Origin of the sequence: Trinickia sp., assembly GCF_051953955.1 — a bacterium.
GTDB lineage: Bacteria > Pseudomonadota > Gammaproteobacteria > Burkholderiales > Burkholderiaceae > Trinickia.
Map to the genome: position 1 here is coordinate 160,340 of NZ_JBQCIF010000125.1, position 12,689 is coordinate 173,028.

Below are 12,689 nucleotides of genomic sequence, written 5' to 3' on the forward strand. Positions count from 1 at the left end.
TGTCGTAGTTCGATGTACGTTCGCTACCGCTCGCGGAGCGGGCGTGCACTTCGCGGCGCTGCCGCGAAACCATTATAGGAAGGCGAACTCCTCTGGCCCTAACTGCGGCTCTCCTTGGTAAATGGTTTCTCCGCGCTGCGACGTCACCACCAGTTCGATGCAATCTCCTCCCGCATAACGCAAGAAGAAGCGCTCCATCAATTGCGCGAACGTATGCAGTGGGTGGCCGGCGAACGCGGTTTCGTCTATCGTCAAAGTGACCTGAATGCCTGGCACCAGAACGGGCATCGGAACGGACGCGATGTTCATGACCCTCTTGATCGGACGAGCGTCGAGCTTCGTGATACCGGCCACATATCTGCTTGCATCGGGCGGGGCCGTTTTCGCGAACTGATATAGCAGCGCTTGCAGCGCGACAAGTCCGGAAGGCGACAGCGCCGCGTGGTTGGGCGATAGGGCCGACAGTAACCGCCAGAGCGCACGATCCTCGTACGGTGCCTGAGTGTTTGAGGAGGGAGGCACGAGCATCGTTATCGGGGTGCTGAGGTTCAACTCCTCGCTGTACAAATCTCCCCCTATCGCTCCAATATCGATCGCGTGCGGTGCGTGACCGTTCGTGCACGTTAGCTTGATCGCGAGCTTCGATGCGTCGGGCGTTGCCGGCTGATCGTCGAGGCCCACAAGCCGGATTTCGGTGCCGCGCCCAGTCTGCCAACTATTCTTTTCCTGTAACCAGAATACGCCGACAGGCGACCAATGCTGCAACGACTTGTGCGGGGGAATCTCGGCGCCGGGCTTGCCGCCTTCCGGGCCGTGCATCATGCGCACGGATTGAATCGAATGAATGACGGCGGCGGCTCCATCGCCGCTTGGCGGCACGACAGGATAGGTTTGAATGTCCGCCGTTACATCGACGGCCTTCGCATCCGCTGCGAACAGATTAACGACGGGCGTGCAATACAGGCGCAGGTTACGCGCGTTCAACAGACCGAAGCGTTGCATTGCCGACGCGTCTGCGGCTTTGGACGAGACCGGAAAATGCAACGCAAGTTTGCTGCAAGAACCGGCGGTACGTAGCAAGGCCGCGAAGTCGATGTCGATGAATCGGAACTTGTGTGGGAAGGCGGCATATTCGAGCAGTAGCCGCAGTGCGGGCTGCCTCTCATGTTTCGGTTCATCGATGATCGCTTCGTCGTCGGCGAAACCGACCGCGGAAGCTGGACTCCTTTCAAGCCCTTGCCAGCGGCGGCTACCGTCGGCTTCGACGAACGCCGTTTGCGGATGCAATAGCAGCGCATCGATCAGTGCGGCCGCGAGGAACCGATCGCCGTGCAAATACAGGGGTAGCTTCCGCGGCAAGCGTTCGTTTTCGGGCGTCAGCGCTTGATCGGGGGCGGCAAATTCGATGGAGACGATCCCGGCCAGGTCGTCCGGCAACGCACCGGCGGCCAGAACGGGTGCGGACGTCGGCGGTGAGAACTGCGCACGCGTAATACCGAGGGGCGAGAGCGTGACGTCCCACGATGTCTTGAACCGGCATAGAGAAGGGCGGTGCTCGAGCTCCGTGTTACGGGGCATTAAGACCGTACGTGTGAGCCCATCGAAGATACCGGCCACATCGAAGTGCGCAATCGAGCAGGAGGGAATCGGCCTCAAGTAGGCGGGAAAGACGGTTTCAATCACCGCGTCGGTGAATTCCGGGTAGTGATCGTCTATGCGTTTTGCTGCTTTAGCGTTGAGCCACGCAGCGGACTGAAGCATGCGCTCGACATGGGGATCTTCCGTTTTTCCGCCGGACATCGAAAGACGAGCGGCTGCTTGGGGGTGCAAGCGCTCGAACTGAAGCATGTCTTGGCGCAGCTGTGCGAGCTCTCGCTCGAAGTAGGGTAGAAGTTTTTCGTGATTGTCCATGACGGATCATCAAACCGGGAAGAGCGATCGAGCAGTTCGACCGTCTATCGATTTATTCGCTGCCACGGCTCGTGCGGAGCCGGGCGCGGAGTCCTAGCCACGCGACGATGCCGATCAGAAGCATCGGGCCGGCGATCGCGATGAGCGCGACTGCTTCCTGCATGACATTCCCGCTCCCCAGCCATTCGTCGACCCACGGGGCGCGAATCAGGCCGATGTAGTAGCGCAGGGTCAACCCGATAGCGAACAGAGCACTGAAGGCTCGCCGCCAGGCACCGGTCGTTGTCGGGGCGTTGCCTCGGATGCTGGAACTGGCCAGGCCCGTTGGGGGCTCCCACTCGGACGGGAGCGATTCGGGGTCGAGCCAGCGTACGCGCGCTAACGTTCGGTAGATGACGATAAAGGACGGGATCTGAAAGAGCGCTAGCGCAACGACGAACCCTATCAGCGCAGTGTCCCGCGGCGCCTTGCCGACAGTCAGCCATACCGCGCAGGCGATCGCGGCCGGACATAGCAGTGCGGCCGCGTGTGTCGTACGGCGAAAGACCTTGACTGCCCAAAGCTTCCCCGTGCGTAATCCCAACCCCACAACGACCATGAGGGAGAAGCACACGGCGATCTCCACTAACGCGTAGTCCGCGAAGTCGAATCCCGCGAGGTCCGCTGCACACGAATAGAGTTCAATGAGGGTGCCGCCCACAGCCAGAAAGAATGCGCCCGCGGCGACGCCGACGGCGGCGGGGGCTCCTGGTGGACGGTTGCAGGGCTGTTCGTGTTCGTTTCTGGCCGTGTGGCTGGACCGCTTCCGCCGATTGGTCGCGCCGGGATGTTTTGCAACACTCATCGAGATGCCCCCGATTTCGGCCGCACTGCAACTTGAAGCTGCATGACCGGCTGGACATCTCCTGCAACGTAAGACGCCGTTTGGGCGGGTACTAGGAGGTGCACGGGATGGTGCGGGTCGTGTGTCGCTATCGGCTGGTCGAAAGTATTTCGCCATCTCTCTCGGGTACCCTGCCAGGCATTTACCACATCGGGTGGGTCGATCGAGTAGGTGCCCGCCCCATAAATCGTTCCGGCGTAGGAGGGCAGACCGACTGCGCCTAGTTTGACGAGTTCTCGGCGTGCCTTGCTAAGCTTCGACTGCGCGCGCAGCAGGTTGCTGTCGAGCTTGTTCGCCTTTGCTCGCATACGCTGCACCTTCGTCACGATATTGGGCTTGCTGAGCTTCGTTGCATGGGCTTCCCGGTATGAATCGATTGCCTCACGCTGGCTCGCCAACCGTGCGGTCGTAGTTTCTATTCTGGCGGTCAGGGCCGTTACCTTCGAGGCAGTCTGTGCCGTTTCCCGGACCGTGGACAGGCCGCTGGTAAAAAGATCGGGCAGCGCTAGCCACGGGGCGACCGATTCCACCATCCTGTACGACCACGAATTGGCGAGCTGCTGCTTGTGCATTTCGTCGCCCGTGACTTCGTAGTAAAACATTTGGCCGTCCTCTTTCAGGAGTAGCAGGGATGCGGCGCCAGCCATGATACCCAGCACCGCCGGCGCAACGGCGACTGTGCCGCCGACGAGAGCGACCAAGGCGAGGACTCCGGAGACGGTGCCCACGACATCGAACACCGTGCTGGCGCCATCGAACGCCGTCTTGTGGCCTTCTATGAAATTTGCCACCGACTTCCGCGTCTGCGTCAGATCTGCTAGCACACGACCCGTTTGGTGCAATGCCATCGGCTGGCTACCTTGTGCGGGTCGTCCCGAAGATTGCATCCCTGATCTTCCGCTGAACGCAAGGGGAAACAACGGCGGACGTTGAACTGATACGACGAGATCGGTCGTGTCCCCGTCCTTGTCGGGGTGAGCACTCTTGAGCCGCGCCGCCCCCGAGCCATCGAAAAAGATGACACCGGCATCATGGCCGAGTACCTCGCCGGCGAACTTCGATAGGTGAAACTCGGCATCGGGCCGATGGCAGTATGGCTGCCAGCGGGACGGGGGATTCGGCATGGCAGCGACAGAATCAGTACGGAATTAGAGAGCCCCTACCAACTGCTAGGCGTTAGCGGCTATGCAGGGCACAACCGGGACGACCGAAATATAAAGCAGGGCGGTACTTTGAGACAATATTTTGAATCGAAATGGCAACAATTACTTGGACATCGATTTTGTTCGGAAATTATTGCGTGTAAGCAAATCGCAATTGTTGCGGCCCTTGGGAGCGCAATAGTTTTCCGGTAGTATTGCGCGATTTTCGTATTGCGACGCACCGGGGCAGCCCATGCAAATGTCCGATATCCCCAGCCTTGCTCAATTCCAAAACAATCGTCTCTTCCGCCTTATGGCCTCGCCGGAAGGATTGTCAGAGCTTGTGCTCGTCGATTTCCAGGGCACGGAGGGGCTATCGCAACTGTTCGAATTTCATCTGAGGCTCGCGTCGAAAGATCCGAATATCGAACTCAAGCAGATGATCGGGCAGCCGGTAACGATTTCACTGCAGTTAACCACTGCGTTTGCGAGTTCGGAGCAGCGCTACTTTCACGGTTACGTCACAAATTTTTCGCACTTGGATACAGACGGTGGTCTGGCGACGTACAGCGCAACGGTCAGGCCATGGCTCTGGATGCTTTCTCGACAGCAAGACATTCGGATATTCCAGGAGCAGACCGCACAGTCGATCATATCGGATGTCTTTCACGACTACGGTTCGTTGGCCGCGTATGAATTCCGGCTATCGAAGACCACGGCGAACCGCAGCTACTGCACGCAGTATCGGGAAACCGACCTGAACTTCGTTTTGCGCCTGATGCAGGAAGAAGGGCTGTTCTTCAACTTCGAGCATACGAAGACAGGCCATAAGCTCATCGTGACCGACAGCTCGACGAGCGCGAAGCCGGTCGATGGCTTGAGCCCGTCGATGCCTTATTCGCGAGGCGAGATGCTGGACGATGTGGATGTAGTCACATCGTTGCAATCGAAGCGGGAACTCATGCCGACCGACGTGGGGCTTAAAGCCGCTGACTACAAGGTGCCCAATGCGCGGCGGTATCAGACGAGCAAGGCCGAGATCGATCAGGGCGACGTTCCCTCTTACGAGATCTATGACTACGTAGGGCCTCAGGGCTTCCCCGACCGTGACCGCGGTTATGAGTTGGCAAATTTCAGGGCAGAGGCGCTGGCTGCGCACAGCAAGGTCTTCTTCGGCACGAGTACGAGCCGACGGCTAATGCCGTTGCGCTATCTGCAGATAGAGGATCATTACGACCACAATGGGAAGCCGGAGGACCGGCAACTCATGATTCTCACGGTCGCCCATTCCGGCCAGAACAACTATCAAGCGGGCAAAGGTGCGGCCTCCTATAGCTGTAGCTTTACCTGCATCCGCAAGAAGATTCCGTACCGTCCTTTGTTGACGATACCTCGGCCGACCATACCCGGGCCGCAGACGGCTGTCGTGGTTGGGCCCGCGGGCGAAGAGATCTATACGGATCAACTGGGCCGCGTAAAGGTGCAATTCCATTGGGACCGCCTAGGCAACAAGAACCAGTCGAGTTCGTGCTGGGTTCGTGTCGGGCAGCCGTGGGCGGGCAAGGGCTTCGGCATGGTTCAGATTCCCCGGATCGGGGAAGAGGTCGTGGTGCTTTTTCTCGACGGCAATCCCGACCGTCCGATCATTATTTCGAGGGTGTACAACGCGCAGAACATGCCTCCGTGGGCCTTGCCGGCCAGTGCGACGCAAAGTGGCATTCTCACGCGCTCGAGCAAGGGCGCGACCTCCGCCAACGCGAACGCAATTCGCTTCGAAGACAAGAAGGGGCAGGAGGAGCTCTGGCTTCACGCCGAGAAGGATCAGCGCATCGAAGTCGAGAACGATGAGTCGCATACCGTCGGCAACGACCGTTCGAAGACGATCGGCCATGACGAAACGGTGCAGGTCGATCACGACCGCACGGAGACGGTGGGCAACGACGAGACGATCACGATCGGCGCGAACCGGACGGAGCGCGTGGGTGGCAATGAGACGCTGAACGTTGGCGGCAATCGCAGAGAAGCGATCGATGGTGCGCAGAACTTGGTGGTTGCACTCGCGTCCGCCGAGACCGTGGGCTTGGCGAAGGCGTTGACGATCGGTGGCGCATATACGGTGACGGTTGCAGGCGCGATCAATACCGCAGCGGGACTGGCCAGTGCCGAGGAAGTGGGACTGTCGAAGACGACCATGGTCGGCAAGACATATACGATCACGGCCGGCGACCGCATCGAACTCAAGACGGGTAGCGCGTCGCTCATTCTCGAGAGCAACGGACATATCACGCTGAGTGGCACGCAGGTGCTGATCGAAGGCTCCGGGCCAGTGCAGATCAACGGCAAGGACGTTGACATCAACTGAGTGCCATCGCTATGGAATTCGTCAATCACACGCCGTTTCCCGCGCTGGCGTTTGAGGGCATCGACCAGCACGATCAGCGATTTCACGTCGTTGCGTTGCGGCAAACTTTAACGTGGGACGACGCGGGTGCTTTGGCTTTCGCGGACGAACAGCAACCGCTGTGTGAAGCGGATGAGTTCTACGGTGACAACCTACAAGGCAGCGTACGACAGGAATCGGACCTTTGCGGGTATAAGCCGCGTTGTGACGTAATCGTCAACGCAACGGCATATCCGCCCCGGCGCGCTGACGGTTCGATGCCGGAGCGATTCGAAGTCCGTCTTTCAGTGATGCGACCTGGCACACCGGCCTCGATACCCGCACGGCCCTACGGTCTCAATCCGTTGATGCCCGCGTCCGATGAAGCGATCCGAAGTTGGCAGGCCGAGATCGAACGAATCACGAATGCGCATCCTGCGGGCGACTGTTTGATCGACAAGACGCTTGTTGTGACCGGCGAGCGTCGATTCGTAAAAGCGAACCGTTGGCAGCGCGCCATTGCTGCGCTCGTGAAGGTCGGTACGCTAGGCATCGTTCGCGTCCCGCCTTGGCGGTTGACGCGGCCCCAATCGGCGCAAGCCGTTCCGTTGCGTCTGGAGCGCGCATTCGGCGGTCGATGTCGAATCGATGTCGGTAGCAGTGCAGCGGACAACGTGCCTAAAAAGTATCGCCTGACTCCGGAGCAAATCGAGGCGCATCCGGATGCGGCCCGGCCACCCGTTGCAGACGATGCGTGCCCATTCAATCCAGTCGGCCGAGGATACGTTTGTGATTGGTTTCTGAACGCTATCGATTTGCGCAGCGTTACGGCGCCGCAGATCGAATATTCGACACGTCCGATCGGTCTCGACGATTTCAATGACGCTCGCCGCGGCAAGCTAGACAGCGGCGACCGGCTGGTTGCTGGATTGGGCGTACGGCCCAAAGGCCATCCTGCCCGCGCGAAGCTGGTCGGGACTGTCGACCAGGAATTCATCGAAAGCGATGCCGCGTTGCCGAAGGATTTCGACTTTGCGGTATGGAATGCGGCTTGGCCGGATCAGCAAGTCGATGCGTTGAGCGGCGACGAGCGCATTCGCCTGATCAATCTTTGCTCGGCGGAGACGCCAGGCGTCACGCGAGATAGGCAGGGCAACGCGGTGCTGACGCTCACGTTACCCGGGCATTTGCCGTTCTTGTTGGTACGGTTCGAGGACGGTGCGATCGGTGAGCTCGGCGCTCGACTGGACACACTGCTGATTGATCTGGACAAGCGAGCGGTGTCGTGCGTGTGGCGAGCAACGATCGGCAAGCAGCCTGTGGTCCGAGCGATCGAGGCACGCATGCTTTCGAACGGCGATGAGCGAGCGGTGACGAACCGTATGCCGATAGAACAAGAAGAGGTTGCGCATGGCTAGCCAGCTTGGGGCGCGGAAAAACGGCAAGTTCAAGGCTGTATCGACGGCACCGTCGATCAACAAGACGCCGGTTGGCAGCAGCACGCCTCCGCTGCCTTATCCGGTGACTGAGGACTTGTCGAGCAGCGTCGGCATCGTACCGAATGTGCGGTTCAATGGCGATCCTGCCTATGTGCTGGACCAAAGCACGCAGCCCAGTTGCATTGGCGATGCGGCCGGTTCTTGCAAGGGTGTGAAGAGCGGCACGGTGAGCGGTGAAGTGAAGCCTGTCAAAGGCTCGAGCACGGTTCGTATTTCCGGCAAGCCGGTGATTCGTGAGGGCGATCCTTGTACGCTCAACGGGGGGAATTGCCCCGGCATCTACCTGACTGAGCCTGCGCCTAGCGGGTCCATTGCCGGAGGGCGGCCGAGCGCAAGCACCAATCCGCCCGTCAAACCGGAGACGCCGAACGAAGCGGGCTGGTGGGGAAAGGCGAGCCCTTGGGTGCATGGAGCGCTCGGGCTGGCAAGTTTTGTGCCGGGGCTTGGGATCGTGACCGGCGCGGCTGATGCCGGTATCTACGCGGCGGAAGGCGACATGGTGGATGCCGGGTTGTCGGCGGCCAGCATGATCCCGGGCGGGAAGATCGTTACGACGGCAGGCAAGCTCGTGAAAGGTGCGGCAGGGCTCGCGCGCGAGGCGCATGCCGCGGAAGAGGCTGCGAAGTTGGCGAGGGAGGCGGAGGAGGCGGCAAAGGCGGCCAAACTTGAGAAAGAAGCCGAGGAAGCGGCTAAACTCAAGAAGACCGAGGAAGAAGTATCGCATGCTAAGAAAGCAGACGAGGAAGCCGACGCCGGCAAGGGAGAGGACGGTGCGAAGGTAAAGGGCAAGAAAAAGCTCAAGTGCGGAGAGTACGGCAAATACGGTGATCTGAAAAAGAAAACTGGGGATGGAAAATTCGATCGGGATCATGTGCCGTCGAAGGCGGCCTTGAAGGAGCGAGCGGAATCGCTGCTGGACGAAGGCGAAAAGCTTTCGTCCGCACAAAAGAAGGCCATCGAGGACTGGGGTGACTCCATCGCCATACCACGACGGGCACATATTGACGTAAGCCCGACATATGGGTCAAAGAATGTGAAATTGGCACCTCAAGACGCGGAAGACTTGGCGGGTGCCGCTCGCAGAGATGTTGAAGCAATGCTGAAGCAGATCGACGAATACGACGCGGATGGAGGCTGTAAGAAGGCGTACCAGAAGGCAGCAAAGCGGGTTTTACGCTTGACGAATAAGGATTTTGATAAGGCTCTGTTAGAGATCATCAAAAAGGTGAAGTGACAATGCAAACCGAAGATTTCGTGAGTTCAATCGGCAAGCAGGCGGACACAGATGTAGTCATGGGTCTCTTGCGCGACTTGGGAATTGAGCGCCGGATAACCATAAAGCGCGATGACACCGACACCTACGTGAACAATGCCGATGCCGGGGTGTCGCTGTTATTCGAAAGCGAAAGCTATGTGAGCGCAAAGCATCACGTTAGCTTTCCTAGTGATGCACCGGTGCTAACAGCGATCTTCCTCTATGGTCCCGGCGACGATGAGTTCTCAGCGTACGACGGAGGTCTTCCAGGTGAATTGTTGTTCTCAGATAGCAGGGAGAAGGCAATTTTGAAGCTCGGTAGCTCGACAAAGTTCAATCCGGATAGAGATTCGGAGTTTTGGGACCTGCCCGGCAACATTCGATTTTTTGTTAGATATGCGGAGGGTAGGGGGGCGATCGAAAGAGTCCAATTTGGGGTTCTGTGGCGATGAACGCGGACGCGATTGTCCGGGAGTTCGGCAACGCTGCTGACGCGGAAGGCGTTGCAGCAATTTTCGACGCCTTGGGAACATATCAGCGCCCAGAGCCACCAAGAGATGGTCGATCTTTTCACGACTGGGTACTTATCCGCCGCAGAGGTGTTGAGCTGGGTTTTGCTGACTCGGAATATCAGGCAGCGGCGGACCGATACCGATGGGGCCACGGCGAGCTATTGCTCACGCAAGGCTACTTCTACGCGGGCTTCGAGGACGTTCAGCCCTTCACCGGGGAGTTGCCGTTCGGATTACTGTTTGCTGACAGTCGACATGCCGCTCGCGCAAAGCTTGCCGCCTATGAGGCGACGCGACACTCTTATCGCAGCGACACCTGGGATGTTGAAGGTTACCGCTTGTCTGTGACCTACGCTGACGACGGCACTTCGATTGACCGAATCGCTTGTCGGGTGCTTGCTGCCCCAATTCGAGAGAGGCGTGTACCGAGATGGCCGAACCTTGACGACCTGATAGAAGCCTTCGGCTTCGTGACGCAATCAAGAGAATTTCTACGGCTGTGGCCGGAAGACCTGTCTGACGCCGCATATCGGGCCGCGTGGGACGATGGTGAGATCGATCTGACAGGAAGTTACGGCGCCACGCTTCACTTTACCGAAAGCAACTCGGGTCCTGTCTTTCGTGCGGTTACCCTACATCGCAATCGCGATCGCGAGTCTGTGGGGTGGCTCGGCACGTTGCCTCATGGGCTCGACTTCGAGGACAGCCCCGAGGTCCTATTCGAGAAGATTTCCTTATCCCCGGTTCAACAATCGGACTCCGCACTCACGGGTCATGCCGTGTGGCATTTCGATCGCTACACGTTGCATGTGCTGTACAGCAACATCGACAATCGGCTTCTCCGAATCAAGATGATCGCGCCAGGCACATGGAGGTGCATCGAGGACGGTGACGATGCATAGGAGAAAGGGCGCTCATGCCTACCGCGTCGAGGTGAACCGCGATGTTCGACGCAGCACCGCCTCCCGCCGTCGGTAACTCATTGAGACACTGAACGTCAAACTTGAGCCTTGTCGAGGAAAGGGGATGCGATGAGGGACGAAGATTTCGAAGTGTTCATCGATGAGTTTGGGGAAGCAACTGATCGAACCGATGTCCCGGAGGCTGCCTTCGAGAAGTGGCAAGGGAAACTGCCGGATCGACTTCTGAGATATTGGAAAGAGGAAGGCTGGTGCGGATATGCAAACGGTCTTATCTGGCTAGTCGACCCAGACGAATACGAAGATTTGGTCGACGAGTGGTTAGACGGATCGCAATTGGAACAAATTGACGCATTTCACTCGATTGCGAGGACAGCATTCGGCAAGTTATACCTTTTTGGAGAGGAGACCGGTCAAAGTGTGACGGTTAACTGCGCAACTCACGCGATGTTTGCGCTGGAGCGGGATCTCAAGAAGAAGGATCAACGGAAGTTGGATATTTCGGTCCGTGCCTTCTTAGGGCTCGCCAAGGACGAGTGCGATCTCGACGATGAGTTCGGGAAGCCGTTGTTTGACCGAGCGTTTAAAGCACTAGGCAGCCTCGGGCCGGATGAGGTGTACGGCTTTGAACCTGCCATCGTCCTCGGCGGGAAAATGCTGCTGGAAAATTTGCACAAGGTGAAGCTGGATCACCATCTCACGATCCTCCGCCAACTGGCGCCGCCGACAATGCCGTTCTCCAACGTTGATATCGAAAAGCTGATCGCAAAGAAGTGACGCAAGTGTGCGACTGACTCGAATGCGATTCGATGCCAAGAAAGGGCCGGAGGAATACTTGCCTCGCGAGCTTTTTCGGCAGAGTAGTCTCACGCGCTCGCAGCGACGCGAGGCGAACCGCGATGAGGGATGCCGACTTCGAAGTTTTCGAGGAGGCGACGTATGCGTCTGCTAGTACAGTGCGGCCCTGTCTCGCGGCCTCCCGCGGAAAGCAAGGGCGAAGCGCGTAACGAAGCGGCAACGCTTTCTGGCAGAGATGAAGAAGCTTGTGCCTTGGCCGCGTTTGCTGTCGGCCATTGAGCCGTACTACCCAAAGGGCACGCGAGGCCGGTCGCCGATTGGCTTGGAACGTATGCTGCAAATCTACTTCCTGCAACAGTGGTACGGGCTGTCGGACGAAGGGTTGGAAGACGCGCTGTACGACAGCATCGCGATGTGCGCGTTTGCCGGCATCGATCTGGCTGTCGAGGATGTGCCGGATGCTACGACGCTGTTGAAGTTCAGGCGCCTGCTGGTCGAGCGTGACTTGACGCGCAAGCTGTTCGACGAGATTGGCATTTCGCTGTGCGAACGCGGGTTGCTGATGAAGGAAGGCACCTTGGTCGATGCGACGATCATCGAGGCGCCGCCGTCGGCCAAGAACGCCCAGAACAGCCGCGATCCCGAGATGCATCAAACGAAGAAGGGCAATGAATGGCACTTCGGCATGAAGGCACATATCGGCGTGGATGCTGACTCGGGCTTGGTGCATAGCCTGGTGGGCACCTCGGCTAACGTCTCGGATGTCTCGCAAGCCCACGCGCTGCTGCACGGGCATGAAGTGGAAGCGTTCGGCGACGCCGGCTACACCGGCGTTGAAAAGCGAGACGAGATGCAAGGCAACGCGGTGCAATGGCGCGTAGCTGTCAAGCGCGCAAAGGTCAAGGCGATGCGAGAAGGTGCGCTGAAGGATCTGCTGATTCAGGTCAAGCGAACCAAGGCGCAGATTCGCGCGCGGGTCGAACATCCGTTTCATGTCGTCAAGAATCTGTTCCGTCATCGCAAGGTCCGCTACAAAGGTCTAGCCAAGAACACGGCGCAACTGTTCAGTCTATTCGCCTTGGCCAATCTCGTGATCGCGAAGAACCGCCTGCGCTCGATACATGGGCAAAGTCCGTCATGTGTATGAAAAACGCGAGCGGTTGGCCCGTATTCGAGCAAAGACTACCCCGATCGCAACGAAATCCGTTCGCCGTTCTGTTGCTTGCAAACTGACTCATCGGAAGCGCAGGTGCGTATTTCGGACGAACGTGACCGGCCGTTTCGGGATCGTGACCGACGATTTCGGCAACGTGACCGACCATTTCGGGAACGTGACCGAGCGGACCGGCAGGCAGGATTGGCGTTGCGCATGACATCAACCACGCGGGC

At 58.7% G+C, this 12,689-nt stretch carries 10 protein-coding genes; 7 read left to right on the forward strand and 3 right to left on the reverse strand.

Going from position 1 to position 12,689, the window contains the following annotated elements:
• Positions 1-72: 72 nt before the first annotated feature.
• The 3 genes from tssF to ACTHNZ_RS23815 are packed head-to-tail and all read right to left on the reverse strand — an operon-like array spanning position 73 to position 3,918.
• A complete protein-coding gene (tssF, locus tag ACTHNZ_RS23805) occupies positions 73-1,911 on the reverse strand; it encodes a type VI secretion system baseplate subunit TssF (RefSeq protein WP_440545047.1) in 1,839 nt (612 codons plus the stop codon).
• Between the two features lie 52 nt (positions 1,912-1,963).
• Complete coding sequence (locus ACTHNZ_RS23810; protein ID WP_440545048.1) at positions 1,964-2,755, reverse strand: hypothetical protein; 792 nt, start codon at positions 2,753-2,755, stop codon at positions 1,964-1,966.
• The gene (locus ACTHNZ_RS23815) at positions 2,752-3,918 is read right to left on the reverse strand and encodes a hypothetical protein (RefSeq protein WP_440545049.1); all 1,167 of its coding nucleotides are present in this window, start codon (positions 3,916-3,918) and stop codon (positions 2,752-2,754) included. The genes ACTHNZ_RS23810 and ACTHNZ_RS23815 overlap by 4 nt, the downstream gene beginning before the upstream one ends.
• Positions 3,919-4,189: 271 nt before the next feature.
• Between ACTHNZ_RS23815 and ACTHNZ_RS23820 the strand changes: the two genes are divergently transcribed.
• The 7 genes from ACTHNZ_RS23820 (at position 4,190) to ACTHNZ_RS23850 (ending at position 12,447) form a co-directional block, all read left to right on the forward strand.
• Complete coding sequence (locus ACTHNZ_RS23820) at positions 4,190-6,298, forward strand: type VI secretion system Vgr family protein (protein ID WP_440545050.1); 2,109 nt, start codon at positions 4,190-4,192, stop codon at positions 6,296-6,298.
• Positions 6,299-6,309: 11 nt separating this feature from the next.
• Positions 6,310-7,734, forward strand: coding sequence for a DUF2169 family type VI secretion system accessory protein (locus tag ACTHNZ_RS23825; protein ID WP_440545051.1), 1,425 nt, complete (start codon positions 6,310-6,312; stop codon positions 7,732-7,734).
• Positions 7,727-9,049, forward strand: a complete 1,323-nt coding sequence (locus ACTHNZ_RS23830; protein WP_440545052.1) for a PAAR-like domain-containing protein — start codon at positions 7,727-7,729, stop codon at positions 9,047-9,049. The genes ACTHNZ_RS23825 and ACTHNZ_RS23830 overlap by 8 nt, the downstream gene beginning before the upstream one ends.
• Before the next feature lie 2 nt (positions 9,050-9,051).
• Positions 9,052-9,522 (forward strand): hypothetical protein, encoded by a 471-nt coding sequence (locus tag ACTHNZ_RS23835; RefSeq protein WP_440545053.1) that lies wholly within the window; start codon positions 9,052-9,054, stop codon positions 9,520-9,522.
• Positions 9,519-10,484: a hypothetical protein gene (locus tag ACTHNZ_RS23840; protein ID WP_440545054.1), complete on the forward strand. Its 966-nt coding sequence runs from the start codon at positions 9,519-9,521 to the stop codon at positions 10,482-10,484. The genes ACTHNZ_RS23835 and ACTHNZ_RS23840 overlap by 4 nt, the downstream gene beginning before the upstream one ends.
• A gap of 129 nt (positions 10,485-10,613) precedes the next feature.
• The gene (locus ACTHNZ_RS23845) at positions 10,614-11,279 is read left to right on the forward strand and encodes a GAD-like domain-containing protein (protein ID WP_440545055.1); all 666 of its coding nucleotides are present in this window, start codon (positions 10,614-10,616) and stop codon (positions 11,277-11,279) included.
• Between the two features lie 187 nt (positions 11,280-11,466).
• Positions 11,467-12,447: an IS5 family transposase gene (locus tag ACTHNZ_RS23850; RefSeq protein WP_440545061.1), complete on the forward strand. Its 981-nt coding sequence runs from the start codon at positions 11,467-11,469 to the stop codon at positions 12,445-12,447.
• Positions 12,448-12,689 lie beyond the last annotated feature (242 nt).